Genomic DNA, 20909 nt, shown 5'->3' with positions numbered 1-20909 from the left:
TCATCACACAGCGGTGGCCTCCGGTGGCGGAGGCACCGAAACGAAGGGGACAGCGATGAATCCGAAGATGACGGCCGTGATGATCGCGGCGGCAGTGGGCCTGGGTGTCGTGGCCGCTGACGAAGCGCGGGCGCAGGGCGGGACCAAGACGACGAAGGGCAATCTCAACCTCGGTATCAGCAGTGGGGAACCCAAGGGTTACGCATTTCTGCTGCCGGTGCCGCCGCGGACCGGGGGCGTCCACGAGGTCCACGTCGACCTGCGGCCGGACGACACGCAGCCGCCGCCGGACCAGTGGACATGGCACGTGGACCAGAGCGCCGCGCAGATCAAGTCGGCGACGAAGATGACCTGGTACGCGCAGGCGTCGTGCCCGGACAACCTGACGCTGCTGCAGGTGACGGGGCCGGCCGGCACGCTGACGCAGAACCCGCTCCAGAACCCCATCTGGGGCAACTTCGCGACCCAGAGCTTCACCGTCGACACGGTGAAGAACGTGTGCGAGGACTGGGCCAACGCCAACCAGTGCGACATCCTGGCCCCTGGCGAGGACTGCGAGCTCTCCAGGACGTTCGATCTGGTCGGCGGTGTCGCGCCAGCCTCGTCGGCCGATCGCCTGCGCCTCAAGGCGTCGTGCTCCTCCGGCCCACTCCCGACCCTGGACTACGCGCCGAAGATGCGCCTGCACTGCACCCGCGGCCAGTGACCGCGGGACGGCCCCCAGCCGTGGGGCAGGTCGTGAAGTCGTCGGCCCGTGAGGCAGCGCAGTCACGAGCTCCGCGGGTTCGACGAGCTTCACGTGTCCCCGGGGCTGTGCCTGACTCCACCGACGCACCTCGAGGCAATCCGATTCGGTGCCCGGCGCGAAAGGCGTCAACGGCGGCGCAAAGGGCGACTGCCCGTACAGCAACCGCAGCGACTCGATCTGGGCGGGTGCCAGGCACGATGCGGCGAGGCGGTGCCACAGGCCAGGCTGGCGGAGGATAGGAAGCGTTAGTGGGGGGCGACGTGAACGGACGATCCGTTCTCTGACTCCGTCCGCGTCCCCCAGGCCGCCCCTGCGGCGGTCCCTCGCCCGCGGTCGCGGGCTCCAGCCGTTCGGGGTGCGACAAACTGTCACGGCCCCCAGACGTAGCTCATCGCTACGCTGAGAGGCCCGTGGCGGGGGATTCTCGCGTAGCCCCACCTTCCGACGGTGCCGCCCGGGCAGGGACTCATCATGTCGATCCGCCGGTTCGTCCGTCCCGCTCTGCTCGCGTTGCTCGTGCTGGTCGTGGGCGTTGTCGCTTTCGTGGGCTGGCCCAGCGCCGAGTGGCAGCCGTACCAGTACGGCCGTGCGGGCCGCACCAAGCTCCCGCGCATGACGATGCTCAATCACCAGCGGGTGATGGGCGAGGTGCTCGGGACGCCGCCGCTGCCCGTGCGATCGATAGGCATCCTCGTCTACGACGGCGTCAGCACCATCGAGGCCGTCGGCGCGATGGTGGCGTTGTCCGAACTGATGAACGTCACGGTGCACTACGTCGCCACCGAGGCTGCGGCGGTCGAGACCGATCTCGCGCGGCTGGTCGCCCACAAGGCAACGCGTGAGGTCGATGCTCTCGACGCCCTGGTCGTGCCCGGTGGACCACCCGAGGCCGTGGCGGCGGTGCTCGCCGACGCCGGCCTCATGCGCTGGATCGCCGCGACCGATCGCACGACGACCCTGACCGCCGGAATCGGCTCCGGCTCCGTGCTGCTGGCGCGCGCTGGCGTGCTTGGCGGCCGCACGATCGCGTTCGACTGGCCGGCCGCCGAGGCGAATACCGCCGCCCTGGGGGCGCGGTATCGCGAGGCGCGATACACGCACGATGGCAAATACTGGACGTCGGTCGGCGGTACTGCCGCGCTCGACCTCGGGCTCGCCCTCGTCGAGGCGATCGGCGGCCGCGCCAACCTCCAGGGCGCCATGCTCGATCTGGAGTACGACCCGAAGGCGCCGTTCGACGGGGGCAGCGCGGCCACGACGCCGCCGGCAATCGTGGCGGCGCTGGCCGCCGAGTCAACGGCCCTCGAGGGGCTGACGCTGCGGGCCGCGTCGACGCGCGCGTCTGCCAGTGCGGCGAAAGGCGCGGCCCCGTCGCCACCGCTGCGAGTGGGCATCCTCGTGTACGACGGGTTCTTCACCCTCGACGCCCTCGGGCCACTCGCCGTGCTCTCCAACCTGCGGAACGCCGATGTGCAGCTCCTCCGGGCCGGTGCGGCTGACACGGTACAGAGCGGCCGCACGCAGTTGCTCGTGCCGCGCGTGGCGACCAGTGTGGACGCCCTCGACGTGCTGGTCGTGCCGGGCGGTTCGACCGGGACGTGGGCGATCACCGAGGACAGCGCCGTACTCGCGTGGATCCGCCGGATTGACGAACGCAGCCGCTACACGACGAGTGTCTGCACGGGCGCCTGGGTGCTCGGTGCGGCCGGCCTGCTGCGCGGCCGCGACGCGACGACCAACTGGTATCGCGCCGGGCAGATGCTGGAGCGCTACGGTGCACGTTTCACGCCCGGGCGGTATGTGCGCGACGGGAAGTACTGGACGTCCGCCGGCGTGTCCGCAGGCATCGACCTCAGTCTCGCGCTATTGGCAGACGTGGACGGCGAAGACGCGGCCCGTGCGGCGATGCTGCGGCTCCGCTACCGTCCGGAGCCACCAGCCTCCGGGGGGACGCCTGAGAAGACCGACGACCGGGTGCTCGACATGATGCAGCAGATGTACGACTTCCTGATGGTGCCGCTCATCCGGCGGACTGAGTGAGCACGCGTTCGTGGTATCGACGTCGCCTGACACCCACCCCGCGGCCTCGACGCAGCCCTGAGGCCGCGACACACTCGACCACGAAGGCGTCGCCGCCGCGCACGTCCACCACCGAGCCGTGGTCGCCACACCTCAGCCCGCGTGCGGGGAGGATCACGCGTGAGCACGACGACGTCCAGGAGGTGCGGGGCCCCCTGGTGTTCGGCACGTCCACGCTGCATTCCAGCGTCGACCTGCGGGTCTGAGTTCCGGTGAATGCCTCACGTTCGAGCTACACAGGGGACGCCGTTGGCGTTCAGCGTGACCGAGTGGTTCGGCCTCATCATGCTGGCCACTGCTCATGTTCACTGCTTCATCGCAGTGACCTGAATCTCTATCTTCATGCGGGGGTCCAGCAGCTTCGCGGAGATCATCATGGCGGCGGGCCGAACATTGCCGAAGTACTTCTTGAGCACTGGCCAACAGCTCTCGAAGTCTTCGACGTGAGGCAGTACGTATGTCACTGTCACGATGTCGGTGAGGCTTGCGCCAGCTTTGCGCAAGGCGTGCTCAATGTTCTTCAGGCACTGTTCGGCTTGCTGTGCTGCCCCTTCTTCTATGGTCATGGACTCGTAGTCGAATCCAGTCGTCCCGGAGACGAACACGAAGGGGCCCTGAGCAACGGCGCGTGAGTACCCGATCTGCTCTTCGAAGACTGATCCTGAACTGATGAGTGTGCGATTCATGATTGGGACAGATAGGCAGTAGGCGACGGGTGTGTGAGAGGCCTCACGTGCTCCGCTTCAGCCGCGGCGCCTCATGATCGCGCCGGGCGCTGTCGGCTGCAAGCGGCGGCTGGGCAGATGCCCCGAGTCCGCAACACGCTCCCCGCGCGCCTGACGGCGCGCCGTCTCCGCGGAGGTCGTCACCCCGGCCGACGTCGCCCCGTCGGCCACGGTCCCGTCCATCATGGCGTCCGACGCGGCGTCGGGCGACGGTTGCGGCACCACCTCCGCACGCCTCGCGGCGCGCGGCCCGAGCACCCCGTGGTAGAGAACCAGGTCGATGCGCGGGCGCGGCACCAGCACCGCCAGCCGCCCCAGGAACTCGACCGGATCGAACACCAGGGCGGTCGTCCCATCGCGCCACGGACGCCGGAGGGAGAGCCGCACCTGCCGGTCTTCAGTCAGGTGAATGCGCTCCTGCGCGACGGGCGGGCGCAGCACGTAGCGACACACCCGCTCGAGCCGCGCCCGCTGCCCGGCCGGCACGACCACACCCGCATGCAGATCGAAGCCGTTCGCCCGCGCGCGAGTCGCGCGCCCGGCCTGGCAGATACGGCCGACCGACACAGCAGGCACGATCGCAGTGCCTGCACCCTGCGTCAGGCCGAGACGAGGTCGCCAGCGACCTGCCGCATGGCGAGGCCCATCGGCTATCCTTTCGCATGCGTTCGCGGTGGTTGCTCGTCCTCCTGCTGCTTGCCGGCACGGCCTCCTTGGCCTCGGCGCAGGTGGACTACGTCCGCGACGTCAAGCCCATCCTCGCCAAGCACTGCTACCGCTGCCACGGCGCCTCGCAGCAGAAGGGCGGCCTGCGCGCCGACACCGTGGCCTTCATGAAGGAGGGCGGCGACACGGGCGCGGCCCTCGCCCCCGGCGACTCGAAGGCGAGCATCCTCGTGCAGGTCCTCCTCGGCACGCACGAGGACATCTCGCAGATGCCCTACAAGAAGCCGGCGCTGGCCGACGCCGACGTCGCAGCGATCCGCGCCTGGATCGACGCCGGCGCCGCCGCGCCCGTCAACGAGGTGCCCGACAAGGCCGTGCACTGGTCCTTCGTCGCGCCCGTGCGCCCCGACGTGCCCGCCGTCGCCAGGCGTGACTGGTCGCGCACCGTCGTCGATCGCTTCATCCTCGCCCGTCTCGAGAAGGAGAAGATCGCGCCGGCACCCGAGGCGGATCGCGCCGCGCTCCTGCGCCGCGTGAGCCTCGATCTCACCGGCCTCCCGCCGACGCCCGCCGAACTGGCCGCCTTCCTCGCCGATCGCGCCCCCGAGGCCTACGAGCGCGCCGTCGACCGCCTGCTCGCCTCGCCGCACTACGGCGAGCGGTGGGCACGCCTGTGGCTCGATGTCGCGCGCTACTCCGATTCCAACGGCTACTCCATCGACGCGCCGCGGCAGATGTGGAAGTACCGCGACTGGGTCGTCGCCGCCTTCAACCGCGACCAGCCCTACGACCAGTTCGTCGTCGAGCAGCTGGCCGGTGACCTGCTGCCCGGCGCCACGCGCGACCAGAAGGTCGCCAGCGGCTTCAACCGCAACACGCAGATCAACCAGGAGGGCGGCATCGATCCCGAGCAGTTCCGGGTCGAGTCCGTGATGGATCGCGTGAGCACCTTCGGCACCGCCTTCCTCGGCCTCACGGTCGGCTGCGCGCAGTGCCACGACCACAAGTTCGACCCGATTCCCCAGCGCGACTACTACCAGCTCTACGCCTTCTTCAACAACACGGTGGACGATGGCCACGGCAAGGCCACGCCGGGAGGCACGCTCGAGTTTCCCGGGGAGGCGCAGACGCCCGAGGTTCTCCGGCGCGAGCTCGAGGAAGCACGCGGCGATCTCGATCGCTACCTCAACACCCACGGGCCCGCCGCCATCGCGTGGGCCGCGACGCTCGATGGACCCGCGCGGCTCAAGCTCGGCGCGACGGCGCGCGACGCCGTCGGCCGCACGCTCGACCAGCTGACATTCGCGCAGAAGCGCGCGCTCTACGCCGCGTTCCCCGGCGCCACGCCCGAGTTCCGCACCAGCAACGCCGCGCTGGCGCGCCTCGAGCGCAGCGAGCCCAAGCCCATCACCACGCTGGTGATGTCGGAGCTGCCGCAACCGCGCGAGAGCGTGATCTTCATCAAGGGCGACTTCACGCGCCGCGGCGAGCCCGTCGCGCCCGGCACGCCGGGGATTCTCCCGCCACTCGCAGCGACAGCGGGTCGCGCTCCCAACCGCCTCGATCTGGCGCGCTGGCTCTTCCAGCCGTCGCACCCGCTCACCGCACGCGTGATGGTGAACCGCGTGTGGCAGCAGTACTTCGGCCGCGGCCTCGTCGAGACGGAGAACGACTTCGGCACGCAGGGCCTGCCCCCGAGCCATCCCGAGCTGCTCGACTGGCTCGCGGTGGAGTTCGTCGAGCAGAAGTGGAGCCTCAAGGCGCTGCACCGCCTGATCGTCACCTCCAGCACCTACCGCCAGTCGTCCAACGCCCGACCCGATCTCGAGATCAGCGACCCGCTCAACAAGCTCCTCGCCCGCCAGTCGCGGCTGCGGCTCGACGCCGAGATCGTGCGCGACGTGGCGCTGAGCGCGAGCGGGCTCCTGGCGCCGCAGGTCGGCGGCCCGCCCGTGTTCCCGCCGCAGCCCGACGGCGTGATGACGCTCGGCCAGGTCAAGCGCGACTGGACCGCGAGCACCGGCGCCGACCGCCATCGCCGCGGGCTCTACACGCACGCCTGGCGCGCGACACCGCACCCCGCGCTCGCGGTGTTCGACGCCGCCGACGGCTTCAGCGCCTGCACGCGCCGCCTCCGCTCCAACACGCCGCTGCAGGCCCTCACGCTGCTCAACGACCAGCAGTTCTTCGAGTTCGCTGGCGCCCTCGCCACGCGCATCGAGCGCGAGGGCGGCGCCGACGAGGCGAGCCGCATCGACTACGCGTTCCGCCTCTGCGTGTCGCGTTCGCCCACGCCCGACGAGTCGCGCCGGGTCAGCGCACTGCTCGCGCAGATCCCGTCTGCCCGCGAGGCCTGGACCACCGTCGCCCGCGTGTTGCTGAACCTCGACGAGACCATCACGCGCAACTGACGCCCATGCCGCCACGTCCTCCCTTCGATCCCGCTGCACACCTCGGCGAGCAGACGCGCAGGCACTTCTTCAGCCACTGTGCGATGGGCCTCGGCGGCATCGCGCTGGCCTCGATGCTCGGCGAGCGCCGGCTCCATGCGGCCCAGGGGCCCACTGCCCTGCCCGATCCGATGGCGCCCAAACCCGGCCACCACGCGGCGCGCGCCAAGAACGTCATCTTCCTGTTCATGGCCGGCGCGCCCAGCCAGCTCGAGCTCTTCGACTACAAGCCCAAGCTGATCGAGTTCAACGGGCAGCAGGTGCCGCCATCGCTCATCGAGGGCAAGCGTTTCGCGTTCATGGACTCGAGCCACGGCACGACGCTCCTCGGCACGCGCCGCGCCTTCAGGCAGCACGGCCAGAGCGGCGCGTGGGTCTCGGAGCTGTTCCCGTACACGGCAAAGATCGTCGACGAGGTCACGTTCGTGCACTCGTGCGCGGCGGATCTGTTCAACCACGCGCCGGCGAAACTGTTCATGAATACCGGCTCCGGCCAGTTCGGCCGGCCGAGCATGGGGGCGTGGCTCACCTACGGACTCGGCAGCGAGTCGCGCGACCTGCCGGGATTCGTGGTGCTGCAGTCAGGCCCGCGCGGACCGCGTGGTGGCGCGGTGAACTGGGGTAGCGGCTTCCTGCCGACGACCTACCAGGGCGTCCCGCTGCGCGGCAGCGGCGACCCGATCCTCAACCTGGCCAACCCCGAGGGCGTCTCCGCAGAGCGCCAGCGCCAGACGATCGACGCCATCCGCGATCTCAACCTGAGTCACGCCGTTGCGACGGGCGACGCCGAGATCCACACGCGCATCGCCGCCTACGAGATGGCCTCACGCATGCAGGCCAGCGCCCCCGAGCTGATCGATCTCTCGAGCGAGAGCGAGGCCACGAAGAAGCTGTATGGCATCGAGGGCGACGCGCCCTCGTTCGCGCGCAACTGCCTGCTCGCGCGCCGGCTCGTCGAGCGCGGCTCGCGCTTCGTGCAGCTCTATCACACCAACTGGGACAGCCACGGCGGCCCCGGCGAGAACCTGCAGGGCGACTTCGAGAAGGTCTGCCGCGAGGTCGACCAGGCGCAGGCCGCGCTCGTGCTCGACCTCAAGGCCCGCGGCCTGCTGAAGGACACGCTCGTGATCTGGGGCGGCGAATTCGGCCGGACGCCGATGGGCGAGAACCGCGACACCATGGGCCGCAACCACCACATCGATGCGTTCACGATGTGGTTCGCCGGCGGCGGCGTGAAGGCCGGCGCGCGCATCGGCGAGACCGACGATCTCGGCTTCAGCCCGATCGACGACCGCGCGCACGTCCACGACATCCACGCGACGATCCTCCACCTGCTCGGCCTCGACCACAAGAAGCTCACCTTCCGCTTCCAGGGCCGCGACTTCCGCCTCACCGACGTGCACGGCCACGTGATCGAGAAACTGCTGGCGTGAGGCCGGGCTCCTGAGACTTCGCGACGGCAGTGTCGACGCACCTCGAGGGCGGAAGCCGTCAAGGGGATAGGAACCTACCAGCGGCGGGCGCAGTTACCGGGAGACCCGTTCTCAGGTGGAGCCGGCCTGGCTCGCCCCGTCGGCCCCGGCGGCGTCCAGGTGGTCGTCGCGTATCGCGGCGCGTCCCGTGTCTCCTCGCACAGCATCACCACCAGCATGTGCGGCAGCGTGAGGCCGGCCAGGCCGATGAAGACCAGCCTGAGCAGGTCGGCACTTGGCGTGGGGGCGGGCCCACCGGCCGCCACCAACCACGGCCACGCCAGGACCGCCGCCACCAGCGTCAGCACGGTGTACAGCACCGCCACGGCGGCCATGCGCGGCCGCGATGGAGGGTCGGCGTCGAGAAACGCCGTCCGCAGGTGACGCACGCTGTGCAAGGCGCAGAAGTAGACGATGAAGTACATCAGTGGCGGCAGCAGCACGGCTAGCAACGCCACGCCGGCCAGTTCGAACGTGATGATGGGCGAGCGGCGCAACGCCACCAGTGCCGTGATCGCCATGCCCAGGGCCAGCCAGGGCGCGGCCACGTGCAGCCAGACCGCGATCATCGAGCCATCAGCCCCGGCCAACAGCCCGAAGATCCCATCTACCCCTCCCGGCCGCCGCCAGGCCGGCAGGGCCAGCATGGCCAGGCCGGCCACCGCGCGCGACCAGCCGGGCAGGTCCTGCCGCCAATCCCCGGCGAAATGCCATGCCGAGATCGCCAGGAATACCGCCAGGCTCGGGCCAGGGGCCAGCCGCCAGGTCGCGACCACCACGGCGACGATCCCGACGTAGGCCAAGTGGAACGCCACCAATCCCCGGCGACGCTGCCACAGCCCCGCCCGCCACGCGACCCAGGGGTCGAGCGCGCCATGCGGCAGGCCGGTCACCGCCACCGCCACCGCGAGCACCATCACCAGCGCGTCGTCCGGCAGCACCGACGTGTCCACCGCCAGCACGGCGACGGCAAACGCACCCAGTGCGAAGAACAGCCAGCTCTCTGGCGTCATCACCCCTGTGACACGGTGCGTCATGCCGGCAGCCTCGTGCGGCGCGGCCTCGCGCGCAGCGCCTGCAGGAAGGGCACGGGCGGCAACGCCGCGATGATGCGGCCGTGGTCGGCCCATCCCGCCTGGTCGGACATGAAGCGAACGAACGCCGGGCCCGGAACCGACGACGCCAGCCGCAGGAAGAACTCCGGCGTGCGCGCAGGATGGCTTGCCAGCACCCGCAGGAACAGGCGGTCCATCCAGCAGCGCATCGGCGGATCGTCCGGATGCCCCACCGGCGGACAGCCCTGGACCAACGCGTCGGCGCATGAGTCTGCCCACGCTTGGATGCGAAGGAAACCGTAACCTGATGCCGCACGCAGCGCCCCGCCACCGATCCCTGCGCGGACCACGCCACGCACCGTGCCCGCGCCGGCCGGGGCCGGCAGGCCCATGGGCAGAGTCGCCGATTCACTGCGCAGCCTCTCGGCATGCGACCAGCCGCGGGCGTCCAGCAGGGATTCCAGGTCAGGCGCGAGTTCGGCCGCGCCGATCGGTTGCGGCGTGAATCGCGTCACCTCCACCAGCGCCCGGGTCGGTGAGAGCGCCAGCACGTACGAGAACACGAAGCCGCGCGCGTCGCATCGCATGTCCGTCATCAGCTCGACCTGCTCGGCGTCGAAGCCGGGCTGAGACAACCGCAACTCGTGTCCCACGAAGGACTGGAAGAGCGTGGCGGCCGAACACTGGCTGGCCGACGGGGACCGCGTATCCACCACATGCCGCGCCGTCAGGATGCCGCCGTGGCCTGTGGTGGACACGTGGACGTCGTCGCCGAGCGCTTCGATGTCGGCGGCCCGGGTGCCCGTCAGCAGGGTGATGTTCGGGCTGCCGGCGATCGTGCGCAGGGCGGCCTGGTAGAACTCCTCGCTCCGCACGTAGGCGTAGCACCAGCCTTCGGCGCTTCGCGTCAGGCTCTCCCCGTCGGTCATCGAGAAGCGCCACCGATCCCACGTGCGGGTGGCGGAGGCCGCCCACACGCTGCCGCGCGTGGTCCAGAACGCCCAGCTGCGGTCATCCTCATAGTGCTGCCGAGGCTCGATGATGCGTACCCGGCCACCGTAGCCCAACTGCGCCAGACGCATAGCCAGCGACAAGCCGGCGAGGCCGCCGCCGATCACCACCAGGTCGGCACGGTCAGCCATGCGTACCGCCCTGGCGCGCCAGCGCGATCTGCAGTGACGCGTCATGCAGTGCATCGCGGCGGTGCAGCCGGCGGGAGAGCGCAAACGTCAGCAGCGCCGTCGCGGCATGACCGACCTTGGCCGTCGTGTCGACGACGGCGCGCTGGTCCCAGGTCCGATAACCGTTCGCGGCGATGCGCGTGCCGATGGCGCGATACGTGTGCGCGGCGGTCAGGATGGCCAGGCGGGCACGCGCGGGAAGGAAGCCGAAGCCCGACTCGGCGCTGGCGTAATGGCGGTCAGCCCTCGCCAGCAGGCCGCGGGTCGCGTCGCACAGTGTGCGTTGCAGCGCGGGACCCGGCGCGACGATGTCCATGGGCGGCAGGTCGCCAACCCAGCTCGCCGGCAGGTAACGACGGTCCATCCTGGCGTCTTCGCCGACGTCCCTCGCGATGTTGGTCAACTGCATGGCAATGCCGAGGTCGATGGCGAATGGGTGCGCGCGCGGATCGTGGACGTCCAGCACGGCGCACATCATCAGGCCGACCGTTCCCGCGACCCGGTAGGCGTAACGGATCAGGGCGGCCTCGTCGATCATTCGCACGGCCTCCAGGTCGCTGGTGACGCCGGCCACCAAGTCCAGGGCCGGCCCTGCCGGAAGTCCGATGCGTGCTTGCAGCGACAGCATCGCAGCGGTCCAGGGGTCGTTGGCGTGGCCGGACAGCAGCGCGTTGGACACAACCGCCAGTGCTGCCCGCGCGGCCGATGGATCGCCTCCATCGTCGGCCAGGTTGTCGACGTGGCGGCAGAAGGCATACAGCGTGGCCGCGCGCGCGGCATGCCGGGATCCAAGCAGGTGGCTAGCGAAGAAGAACGTCCGCCCATGGCGGCGCAGCACGGCACGGGCGGCGACGGGCACGTCGCGCACTACGGTGCGGTCCGTCGCCACGGCAGTCACGCTGGCACTGCCTCCGGCGTGAGCCGCGCACGATCGTCGGCCGCCGAGGGAAGCAACCGATCCACGACCTTGGCCGACGACAGGACTCCCGGCAGCCCGGCGCCCGGATGGCTGCCCGCGCCGACCAGGTACAGGTTGCGGGGACCCTCGCCGCGGTTGTGGAACCGGAACCACGCCGACTGGCTGAAGTGCGGGGCGATCGAAAACCCGGCGCCGGCAGGCGACAGGTAGCGCGACTCGAAGTCCTCCGGGGTCATGAAGAAATCCGCGCGGATGGACTCGGCCAATCCCGGCAACAGCGTGCCACCGAGCGCCGCGACGACACGGTCGCGAAGACGCGGTCCCTCGACGGCCCAATCGATGCCGGCCGTCAGGTTGGGCACGGGTATCAGGGCATAGAAGCTGTCGCATCCCTCCGGGGCGAAACTCGGGTCGGTGGCCGTCGGGCGGTGCAGGTAGATCGAGAAGTCTTCGGCCAGGACCTTGCGGTGGAAGATGTCGTCGAGCAGTTCACGGTAGCGTGGCCCCATCCAGATGGTGTGGTGGGCGACGTCGGGATACTGGCGGTTCGTGCCGAAGTACAGGACGAACAGGCCCATGGACTGTTCGGAGTGACGGGCCTTGATCCGCGCCGAACGCCTGGCGGCAGATCGTGGAAGCAGCGTGTTGTAGAGGTGGACCGGATCGGCGTCGGACACCAGGTGATCGGTCTCGATGCGTGCGCCCGCCTCGGTCAGCACGGCACGCACCTGCCCGTTCTCGACCTCGATCGACGTCACGGTGGTCTCGAGCCGTACCGTGATGCCCTGCTCGACCATCAAGCGCGCCAGGCCGTCGACCAGCGCGCCCGTGCCGCCCATCGCGAAGTGCACGCCGTGGGCGCGCTCGAGGAAATGAATCAGCCCGTAGATGCTGGTGGTGTCGAAGGGATTGCCGCCCACCAGCAGGGGCTGGATGGAGAAGGCCTGACGGATCTTGTCGTGCGTGACGCACCGCGACACCATCTGCCACACCGAACGGTACGCGCCCAGGCGGAGCAGCTGTGGCACCTGCCGGAGCATGAAGAGGAAGCGATGGAACGGCGCGTCGGCGAGCGCGGTGAAGCCGACATCGTAGATGCGTCGCGACTGTTCGAGCAGCTGGAGGTACCCCTGCGCATCCGGTGGATGGATGCGCGTGATCTCGGCAAGGGTCTGCTCGATGCCGCCTCCGTAGTCGAAGGTCTCGCCGTCGTGGAAGTGAAACCGGTACCACAGCGGCAGCGGGACGATGCTGACGTAGTCGGCGATGTCCTTGCCGAACAGCGCGAACAGTTCCTCGAAGAGAAACGGCGCGGTCAGCACCGTGGGGCCGGCATCGTGCCGGAATCCGTCCTTCTCGAACACCTGCGCGCGCCCGCCGAGCCGTGCGCAGCGGTCGACCAGCGTGACGTCATGGCCCTTGGCCCGGGCCCGCAGCGCCGCGGCGATGCCTCCGAAGCCGGCACCGATCACCACCACGCGGCTCATGCGGTCTCGAGCACGGGCGACAGCGACAGGCACTGCCGCAACGCGTGCGCCGCCAAAAGTGCACCGCACCCGCAGGGCAGCACCGTCGCGGCAGCGTGCGCCTGGCCGAATCGGACCACCGCAAGGTCGCGTGCGCGTGCCTGAGGCTGCGTCTCACCTGCGGCAGCCAGCACCGCAACGATGTTGAGCTCCTCGGTGAGGGCGTCGCGCTGCACGTCCTCCAGGTCATCGGCGATCTGGTAGCCGACCGCAAACAGTGCCCCGGCCTCCACCGCGTTGGGAATCGCGTCCTCGTGACCGGCCAGCGCCAGCGCCAGTTCGGTCGGCAGGATCAGCAGGGGGCCCGACTTGGCCCTGGCCACCTGTTCATAGGTCTCGAGCGATGCGATGGCGCGGCCCTGCAGGGCGATGTCGTGGCACTGCCCGCTGATGACTGCGGCGACGCGCTGGTGCATCCGGACGATGAGAGCGGCAGCGGCCGGACCGGTCCTCGCGAGCGCCGCGTACGCCGCCGACAGCAGCAGGTCGCCGACGCAGATTGCGGCAGCCGCGCCATACCGGCGCCACACGGCGTCCTGTCCGCGCCGGACGACGTCGCGGTCCTGCAGGTCGTCATGGACCAGGGATGCGTTGTGCAGGAGTTCGCAGGTGGCGGCAATGGCAATGGCGTCGCGGTCACGGAGCGCGAGTGCGCGAGCCGCGTCCAGCGCAAGCCGGGCCCGCACCCGCGAGCCCCCGGCGGCCAGATGGAAGGCGGCGGCCCTGCCGGCCTCACCAGAGCCTTCCCGCACGAGATCGATCATCAGTAACTCGACTTGCGCGATGGATGGTTCGTCGTCGCTGTGCATGTACGCCTCGCCGGGTCAGTGCCCGGGGGCGGGGTGGGCGCCGGGACAAGCCGGGCCCGCCCCGCCCCGCACGTGCATGGGAAGCAGGGACTCAGGCCTGCAGGCCCTCCGCCTCGGACTTGCGCACGGCGATCGCGTAAATCAGCAGGCCGAAGACGGCCTTGGCGGTGACGTCGGCGACGGTGTATCCGACTTCGATGACGGCGATCGTCATCCCACCGTTCATCCTGAACACGAACGGCAGGAAGTAGACCACCGGGTAGAAGAACCACGCCACCACCGTCAGGGTGCGAGCAAGTCGGACCAGGCCGCGGACCGACTCGGGCTGGCGCTCGATGGCCTCGCCCAGGCTGCTGTACAGCGAGAACACGATGTAGAGGAATGGAACCATCGACAACGCACCAAAGAGCAACCGGGTCGAATCGATGCCTGCCGAGACTTCACCCGGGTATCCCAGCAGAATCATCAGCGCAGCGGCGCCACCGAGCGTGACGGATCTGGAGACGGTTTCGGCCTGGGACAGGCGCATCACCAGGATCAGTTCAATCAGCAGCAGCGGCACGGTCAACAGCCAGTCGACGTAACGGTAGGCGCGATTGAACTCGGCGCCAGTCGCGGTGACCACGCCGTTGACGACCTCGTAGGAGCCAGTCCAGCTGCCGAAGATGCGCCAGTAGTGATAGAGCGCGATGAAGGTGACCAGCCCACTGATGGTGAGCGTCGTCTTGTAGTGGTGATTGACTTGCGAGCGGCCGAACCAGAAGAACAGCGTCGCAGCAGCGAATGCCGCTACGCCAAACGAGATTGCGTTGTAGACCAGAGAGAACTGGCCTGCGGTCAGTGCGTCCATGTGTTGACCCCCGGTGCCTTGTGGTGCCTGGCTGGTTACGTCATCGCTCGAGTGGGCAGGTGATGACGGCAGGCCAAGGAGGCGCCTGCCGTGGCCGTCCGGGCAGTGTACGAAAAAGTGGCAGTTCTTGCCAGAGCCGGCTCGCTGAAATTCGACGCCCGAACTGGTGGCAACGGTGCATGAACGCCAGTCGGATTCGTGCTGATCGCAATTCTTCTAATGGCCGAGCCTATCTGCCGGCATTGAGACGACTGTCTCGCCTGCCCTCATTGCAGCGCGGGGCTGGCGGCGGCAACGCGGGAACCACCCTCGGTAAGCAGCGGCGCATCGCGGTCCGGCACGCGGTAGACCTGTGGGCTGCGGAGACCCTGAGCCCGGTAACGATTCGGGTGGGCGCAGCGTTCAACCCACGAAGGTGAGCAATGCCCAGCATGCCGGCGCCTTCGGGTGCTGATCGCCGACAACGTAGTCGGCGAACCGCCCGCCGGACTGGGAGCGGCTGACCCGACCATCAGCATCCCGTCCGCGCACCGCGCCATGCTCCACATGCCCAATCCCGTGATCACGGCTCGTCAGGTTCGCACGTCGACACCAGCGCCTCACGCAACCTGCTGATGGAGCCGTCAATCAACGCCGACCTGACGCACGCGCACAAGCCGCCCTTCGATCTAACGCTGTCGATTTTCCAGAGCGTCGGCTGGTTCTCCGATCGGTATGGCGTTGCCGATGGCGTGGATGCGTGGTTCGGCTCGAGTCAGTCCCCCACCGTGGTCGTCGGCAGCATCGGCATCAGAGTCCCGAATACCGTGTCCGTCAGCGGGTGCCGCATCAGCGACTTTGTGACGTACTGTGAAGCGTCGGCCAGCAACCCCGGTGGCGCGGTGACGTGCGTCGGCGACTTGTCGAAGAGGCTCAAGGACGCCGGCCTGATGACCGGCCGCGAGTACGGCAAGCTGACGAGCGCCGGCGCGCGGATCGCGCTCTGACATCCCTCGGCCCTCGCAATGTGCCAGCTGCGGCATGGTGAGGGGTCACGTTCGGCCCCATCGAGGATCGTGCGCACGTCCACGACATCCACGCGACGATCCTCCACCTGCTCGGCCTCGACCACAAGAAGCTCACCTTCCGCTTCCAGGGCCGCGACTTCCGCCTCACCGACGTGCATGGTCACGTGATCGAGAAGCTGCTGGCGTGAGTCGCGCTGAGGGGCAGCGGCGGCATGGGGACATGCCGCCCTACCTCTTCGCATCGGGAGGGCGCGATGTCCCCCTCAGAGGTAGGGCGCGATGTCCTCATCGCGCCGTTGATATCGCGGCGAGGGCAATGGCGACATGAGGCATGGCCGCGCCGCGTCAAGCGTTAGTCGTTAAGCGTTAAGCGTTAAGCTGTCCCCGTGCCGACCCTCGCCGACCTCCAGACCCCACTCGTCGTCATCGATGCCCCCGCCCTGCAGCGCAACATCGCGCGCATGGCGGAGGCCGCGGCGGCCGGCGGCAAGCGGCTGCGGCCGCACGGCAAGACCCACAAGAGCGGCTGGATCGCCCGCCAGCAGGTCGCGGCCGGCGCGATCGGCATGACGTGCGCCAAGCCCGGCGAGGCCGAGGTGTTCGCGGCGGCCGGCATCGACGACATCCGCATCGCCTACCCGATCTCGCCGACCTACGCGCCGCGCGTGCTCTCGCTCATGGACGGCGTACGCCTCTCGACCATCGTCGACGACCTGGGCGTGGCGCAGGGGTGGTCCGACGCCATGGCGGCCGCGGGGCGGCGGCTCGAGGTGCTCGTGAAGATCGACGTCGGGACGCACCGCTGCGGCGTCGACCCGACGCAGCGTGACGCCATCGGGTTCATCGAGACCGTGAGCCGGATGCCGGGCCTCGACCTGCGCGGCCTGCTCAGCCACGCGGGCCACTCGTACGGGGCGAGTTCGCTCGACCACGTGCGCGACATCGCCGGCGCCGAGGCGGCGATGATGCAGGAGCTGGTCGCGGGCTGCGCGGCGCGTGGCGTACTGCTCGAGGAGGTCAGCGTCGGATCGACGCCCACGGCGCGCCTCAGCGCCGGGCTCCCCGGCATCACCGAACTGCGCCCGGGCAACTACGTGTTCCACGACCGCACCCAGGTCGGCCTCGGCGTGGTCGAGTGGCAGGACTGCGCGCTGCGCGTGCACGCCTCGGTCACGTCCTTCCCGGCACCCGATCGCCTGGTGCTCGACTGCGGCAGCAAGGTGCTGTCGTCTGACGGCGCACGCGGCTTCGCCGGCGCCGCCACCGGCTTCGGCGTCGTGCTCGGGCCCGACGGCCAGCCCGATCCGGGCCTGGTCATCGAGCGGCTGTCAGAGGAGCACGGGGTGGTCCGCGTGACCGGCCCCACCCGCCTGCGCATCGGCGACCGCGTGACCGTGATCCCCAACCACGCCTGCGTGGTGGCCAACCTCAGCAACGGCTACACGGTGGTCGAGGGCGAGACGGTGGTCGAGACCCAGAAGGTCGAGGCGCGGGGGTTGGTCAATTAGAGCGGGTATCGGGTAGCGGGTTTCGGGTAGGGGCGGGAATTGTCTGCATTCCCTGCTTGCCCTGAGCGTAGTCGAAGGGCACTCCCGGCTGGCCCGGCATTGCTGATACACTCGCCTCGCTATGGGACAGCCGACGGGCGAGGCGCTGGGGATGGTCGAGACACGCGGGCTGGTGGGCATGGTCGAAGCCACCGACGCGATGCTGAAGACTGCCAACGTCACATTCGTGAGCTGGCAGAAGGTCGACGCCGGCATGGTGACCGCCATCGTCCGCGGCGACGTCGCCGCCGTGAAGGCCGCGACCGATGCCGGGGCCGCCGCGGCCCGCCGCGTCGGCGAGCTCATCGGCGTCCACGTCATCCCGCGCCCTGCGGACGACGTCGAGCAGATCTTCCCGATCTCCTGACCGCAATTCGAAATTGGACAGGTGAAATTCTCGGCGGCCGGGCCTTTCGGCCCTCGCCGCTCGATGATGTGCGCGGGGCGACAGGCCGAAGGCCGTCGCCCTCGAGCATTTCGAATGTCGAATTTCGAATTGCCACTTACTGCGCGATGACCACCGCCGTGCCGCTTGCGCTCACCATCAGCATGCTGCCGCCGTTGCCGATCGTCTCGTAGTCGAGATCGACGCCGATGATGGCGTTGGCCCCCAGCGCCGCGGCCTGCTGCTGCATCTCCTGCACCGCAAGATCCTTGGCCTTCCGCAACTCCGACTCGTAGGCCGCCGACCGGCCGCCGACGATGTCGCGGATGCCGGCGAAGAGGTCGCGGAAGATGTTGGCGCCGAGGATGGCCTCACCGCTCACCAGGCCGATGTACTTCACCACCTTCGCGTTGTCGAGCGTGGACGTCGTCGTGATCAGCATGGCGTTTCTCCCCGGCAGTCGGGCGTCGGCAGTCGGCAGTCGGCCGTCCCTGCTCTTCCGCTCCCCGATTCCCGCTCCCCGCTACCCGATTCCCGATTCCCGACTCCCCTACTTCTCGAACACGCTGTACTGCGCCGACAGGCGGTTGGCGGCGTGCGCGGCGTCGATGTCCTTCTGCGTGACGCCGCCGGCCGTGTGGGTCCAGTAGCGCACGGTGAGGCGACGGTACTCGAGCACGAAGTCGGGGTGGTGATCGACGGCTTCGGCCTCGAACGCGAGGCGCGTGAGCAGCGCCACGGCGTCCGGGAAGCTCGTGATCGTGAACTGACGCTCGATGGCAGTGCCCTTCAGCGACCAGCCGGGGAGTTCGGCGAGGGCGGAGTCGAGCTGCGCGGCGTCGAGTGGGTCGGACATGTGGCCAGCCTTCAGAGATCGAAGCGTGACGCGGCAAGCGCCGGCGGCACCGGGGTGGACGGGTTGCGCACGATGTCGGCGACGAGATCGGCCGTGAGCGGCGCCAGCAGCGCGCCGTTGCGATAGTGGCCCGTGGCGAACACCAGGCCCGGCAGGCGGTGCGACACCCCGATGAGTGGGTAGCCGTCGGGGGAGCCGGGGCGCAGGCCGACGCGAACCTCGGTGAAGGCGGCGTCGTGGAGGTCGGGCACGAGCCCCTGCGCCGCGGTGCAGAGCTGCATCACGCCCGCCACCGTGGCGCGCGAGTCGAACCCCACGTTCTCGGCGGTGGCGCCCACGAGCAGCTCGTCGGCCCAGGGCACGAGGTAGATGCCGTTGCCCCAGGTCACGCGACGCAGCGCGCCGCTGGCCATCTGCAGGCGCAGCAACTGGCCGCGTACCGGGTGCGTGGGGATGGTCGGGTGGCCCTCGACGGGCAGGTGCATCGCCCAGGCGCCGGCCGTCACCACCACGTGGGGCGCCGTGAAGGTGTGCGCGTGCGTCTGGACCGTCAGGCGGCCGTCCTCGCGGGACAGCCGCTCGACGCGCTCCGACGACAGGAACCGCGCGCTCTGGTGCAGCGCCGCGTGGCGCAGCGCCTCGACCAGATCGCGCATGCGCACCGCCCCATGGGATTCGATGAGCAGGCCCGCCCGCTGCGGCCGCAGCAGCGGCTCGAGCTCGCGGACCTCGGCCTCGGTGTCGGCGAAGTGGCACGGCACGCCCTGCCCGTGCAGCGTGTCGGCGAGCGTCGACAGCGCGTGCGCGCCCTCCTCGCTGTCGGCCACCTGCAGCGTGCCGTTGCGCACGTAGGGCACGTCGAGGCCCGAGTCGTGGCGGGCGCGATGGACGAACGCCTCGTAGCGGTCGAGGCTCTGGGCGCCAAGCTGCGCGAGAACGGGGTCGTGCGCCCCTTCGATGTGCGGGCAGAGCATGCCGGCCGACGCCTGCGACGCGCCGGAGCCGGGCGCGGCCGCGTCGAGCACCAGCACCGACGCCCCGGTGCGGGCAAGGGCATGGGCGACCGCACATCCGATCAACCCTGCGCCGACGACGATCACATCAGGGTGCGACGACACGGGACAAGTGTAGCGGGCTTGGGGCTGGGGGCTGGGGGCTCGGAAAGCACGCCGCAGCGCGGGGGCTAGGGGCTTGGAGCTCGGAAGCACACCCCAGCAGGCTCACGGCTCAGGGCTCAGGGCTCAGAAAGCACACATCAGCGTCGGGGCTGGGGGCTGGGGGCTCGGAAGCACACCACAGCAGGCTCAGGGCTCAAGGCGCAGGGCTCAGACAGCACAGCGGCAGGCCGCGCTACTTCTTCAGGTCGCGGAACTGGACCTGTGCGCTGTAGTCGGCCTGCAGCGCGCCGCCGCTGGCCGGCGCGCGGCTCACCAGCCACTGGTAGCTGCCGGTGAGCGTGCCGAGGATGGCGTCCTGCGTGGCGCGCAGCGTGACGACCTCGATCCGGGTCGTGGGCGTCGCCACGGGCGTGTCGAGCCGCCCCGCCAGCGACAGCTGATCGTCTGACTGCACCTGCCCCGCCACGGGGATCGTGGCGTTGGGCTCGGCCGAGTCGACCATCGTGCCGGTCAGCTGATCGCCCATCTGCGTGACCCGCAGCGTGAGCGTGCCGGTCGTCTGCGCGCCCGGCGCGCACAAGGCCGCCGGCGACGCCGCGCTGCAGGTGATCTGCGGCCGCGCCAGCCCGCCCGTCCACGTGCCCTGGTAGTCGGGTACCACGCGCAACGCGAGGCTTCCCGACGCATTGCCTGTCGTCACCGTCACCGTGACGCGCCCGGCGCGGGTGGCCGTGGCGATGCCCGCAGGACTCACCGTGAGCACGCTCGCGTCGCTGGTCGTCCAGGTGCCGCCGGTCACCGGGGCGCCGCCCGGCCCGGTCACGGTGAGTGGCAACGTCTCGCCGGCCCGCAGGATGGCGCGGGTCGTCGTCACCTGCAACGCGCCGGAGGGCGCGGTGGGCGTGGACGAGTTGTTGCCGCAACCGGCGAACAGGAAGGCCAGCCCCGCGATCGCGGTGGCCACCAGGCGAGACGTCACGTCGCGACTGTAGCAAGTTGCGCCCGGGTTCGGAAACCGTCAGGTGGCCTGTAGCCTGTAGGCTGTAGCCCTCCACGTGCACATCCTCGCCCCCGACGTCCCCCGCGCCACGATCGACGCCGAGATCGCCGCCGCCACCTACCCCGGCCACGTGCCGTCGCGGTGGGCGCTGCCGCTCGTCGCCGCGCTCGATGCCTCGGGCGCCGGATGGATGCGCGTGCACCTCGACGCGCACGAGTTCGCCGCCCTCTGGCTGCCCGCGCACGCGGGCGAACCCTGCCATGGCGATGCGATGACGCTCGGCGATGGCCCCGACGGCGGCACGCTGGCCTCGCTCGGCGCCTGGCTCGAGACCCACGCGGAGACCTACGCCGCAGCCAATCCGTCGTGCTGGGGACGGATTCAGGCCGCCCGTCGCCAGGCCCCGTCATGCCTGGTCGTCTCACACACCTCCGTCGGCGACCGCCTCAAGCCCGACCACGCCCCCCTCGTCATCGTCGACGGCCTCCACCGCGCCCTCGGCGCCTGGCTGCGCGG

General features: G+C 69.9%; 19 protein-coding genes and 1 pseudogene. 8 read left to right on the top strand and 12 right to left on the bottom strand.

Annotated features, from left to right (window positions below; all coding sequences use genetic code 11):
* Positions 1–55 precede the first annotated feature (55 nt).
* Both ACIRDX_RS10000 and ACIRDX_RS09995 read left to right on the top strand, forming a co-directional pair.
* Positions 56–706 (top strand): hypothetical protein, encoded by a 651-nt coding sequence (locus ACIRDX_RS10000; RefSeq protein ID WP_396625274.1) that lies wholly within the window; start codon positions 56–58, stop codon positions 704–706.
* A gap of 513 nt (positions 707–1219) precedes the next feature.
* Entirely contained in the window at positions 1220–2788 is a 1569-nt protein-coding gene (locus tag ACIRDX_RS09995) for a DJ-1/PfpI family protein (RefSeq protein ID WP_396625273.1), read from the top strand.
* A 344-nt stretch (positions 2789–3132) separates the two neighbouring features.
* Here the strand turns inward: ACIRDX_RS09995 and ACIRDX_RS09990 are convergent, their stop codons facing one another.
* A complete protein-coding gene (locus tag ACIRDX_RS09990; protein WP_396625272.1) occupies positions 3133–3513 on the bottom strand; it encodes a RidA family protein in 381 nt (126 codons plus the stop codon).
* A gap of 57 nt (positions 3514–3570) precedes the next feature.
* Positions 3571–4128, bottom strand: coding sequence for a transposase (locus tag ACIRDX_RS09985; RefSeq protein WP_396625271.1), 558 nt, complete (start codon positions 4126–4128; stop codon positions 3571–3573).
* A gap of 86 nt (positions 4129–4214) precedes the next feature.
* On the opposite strand from ACIRDX_RS09985, the gene ACIRDX_RS09980 reads away from it, so the two are divergent.
* Both ACIRDX_RS09980 and ACIRDX_RS09975 read left to right on the top strand, forming a co-directional pair.
* Positions 4215–6629: a PSD1 and planctomycete cytochrome C domain-containing protein gene (locus ACIRDX_RS09980; protein WP_396625270.1), complete on the top strand. Its 2415-nt coding sequence runs from the start codon at positions 4215–4217 to the stop codon at positions 6627–6629.
* 5 nt (positions 6630–6634) lie between these two features.
* Positions 6635–8101 (top strand): DUF1501 domain-containing protein, encoded by a 1467-nt coding sequence (locus tag ACIRDX_RS09975; RefSeq protein ID WP_396625269.1) that lies wholly within the window; start codon positions 6635–6637, stop codon positions 8099–8101.
* Positions 8102–8175: 74 nt separating this feature from the next.
* Here ACIRDX_RS09975 and ACIRDX_RS09970 read toward each other — a convergent pair whose 3' ends face one another.
* The 6 genes from ACIRDX_RS09970 to ACIRDX_RS09945 form a co-directional block, all read right to left on the bottom strand.
* On the bottom strand, positions 8176–9177 hold the full coding sequence (locus tag ACIRDX_RS09970) for a Brp/Blh family beta-carotene 15,15'-dioxygenase (protein WP_396625268.1): 1002 nt from the start codon (positions 9175–9177) through the stop codon (positions 8176–8178).
* The gene (locus tag ACIRDX_RS09965) at positions 9174–10316 is read right to left on the bottom strand and encodes a lycopene cyclase family protein (RefSeq protein WP_396625267.1); all 1143 of its coding nucleotides are present in this window, start codon (positions 10314–10316) and stop codon (positions 9174–9176) included. The genes ACIRDX_RS09970 and ACIRDX_RS09965 overlap by 4 nt, the downstream gene beginning before the upstream one ends.
* A 13-nt stretch (positions 10317–10329) precedes the next feature.
* The gene (locus ACIRDX_RS09960) at positions 10330–11265 is read right to left on the bottom strand and encodes a phytoene/squalene synthase family protein (RefSeq protein WP_396625266.1); all 936 of its coding nucleotides are present in this window, start codon (positions 11263–11265) and stop codon (positions 10330–10332) included.
* A gap of 5 nt (positions 11266–11270) precedes the next feature.
* Entirely contained in the window at positions 11271–12782 is a 1512-nt protein-coding gene (gene crtI / locus ACIRDX_RS09955) for a phytoene desaturase family protein (RefSeq protein WP_396625265.1), read from the bottom strand.
* Complete coding sequence (locus tag ACIRDX_RS09950; protein WP_396625264.1) at positions 12779–13585, bottom strand: polyprenyl synthetase family protein; 807 nt, start codon at positions 13583–13585, stop codon at positions 12779–12781. The genes crtI and ACIRDX_RS09950 overlap by 4 nt, the downstream gene beginning before the upstream one ends.
* 136 nt (positions 13586–13721) lie before the next feature.
* Positions 13722–14480, bottom strand: coding sequence for a bacteriorhodopsin-like (locus tag ACIRDX_RS09945; protein WP_396625263.1), 759 nt, complete (start codon positions 14478–14480; stop codon positions 13722–13724).
* 1045 nt (positions 14481–15525) lie between these two features.
* On the opposite strand from ACIRDX_RS09945, the pseudogene ACIRDX_RS09940 reads away from it, so the two are divergent.
* The 3 genes and pseudogenes from ACIRDX_RS09940 to ACIRDX_RS09930 form a co-directional block, all read left to right on the top strand.
* A pseudogene (locus tag ACIRDX_RS09940) lies at positions 15526–15675 on the top strand (DUF1501 domain-containing protein); the annotation flags it as partial.
* A 198-nt stretch (positions 15676–15873) separates the two neighbouring features.
* Positions 15874–16995, top strand: a complete 1122-nt coding sequence (locus ACIRDX_RS09935) for an alanine racemase (RefSeq protein WP_396625262.1) — start codon at positions 15874–15876, stop codon at positions 16993–16995.
* 121 nt (positions 16996–17116) lie between these two features.
* Positions 17117–17401, top strand: coding sequence for a BMC domain-containing protein (locus ACIRDX_RS09930; protein ID WP_396625261.1), 285 nt, complete (start codon positions 17117–17119; stop codon positions 17399–17401).
* Between the two features lie 136 nt (positions 17402–17537).
* Here the strand turns inward: ACIRDX_RS09930 and ACIRDX_RS09925 are convergent, their stop codons facing one another.
* The 4 genes from ACIRDX_RS09925 to ACIRDX_RS09910 form a co-directional block, all read right to left on the bottom strand.
* A complete protein-coding gene (locus ACIRDX_RS09925; protein ID WP_396625260.1) occupies positions 17538–17861 on the bottom strand; it encodes a heavy metal-binding domain-containing protein in 324 nt (107 codons plus the stop codon).
* A 108-nt stretch (positions 17862–17969) separates the two neighbouring features.
* Positions 17970–18275: a 4a-hydroxytetrahydrobiopterin dehydratase gene (locus tag ACIRDX_RS09920; RefSeq protein WP_396625259.1), complete on the bottom strand. Its 306-nt coding sequence runs from the start codon at positions 18273–18275 to the stop codon at positions 17970–17972.
* 11 nt (positions 18276–18286) lie between these two features.
* The gene (gene thiO, locus ACIRDX_RS09915) at positions 18287–19393 is read right to left on the bottom strand and encodes a glycine oxidase ThiO (RefSeq protein ID WP_396625258.1); all 1107 of its coding nucleotides are present in this window, start codon (positions 19391–19393) and stop codon (positions 18287–18289) included.
* 232 nt (positions 19394–19625) lie between these two features.
* Entirely contained in the window at positions 19626–20372 is a 747-nt protein-coding gene (locus tag ACIRDX_RS09910) for an Ig-like domain-containing protein (protein WP_396625257.1), read from the bottom strand.
* A 76-nt stretch (positions 20373–20448) separates the two neighbouring features.
* Here ACIRDX_RS09910 and ACIRDX_RS09905 point away from each other — a divergent pair.
* Positions 20449–20909 (top strand): DUF6309 family protein (locus tag ACIRDX_RS09905; protein ID WP_396625256.1); only part of this gene is annotated, 461 nt, incomplete at its 3' end.

This window comes from Luteitalea sp. (genome assembly GCF_044337415.1).
In the GTDB taxonomy this organism is placed as follows: Bacteria; Acidobacteriota; Vicinamibacteria; order Vicinamibacterales; family Vicinamibacteraceae; genus Luteitalea.
This window is presented reverse-complemented; position numbering and strand designations above follow the sequence as displayed.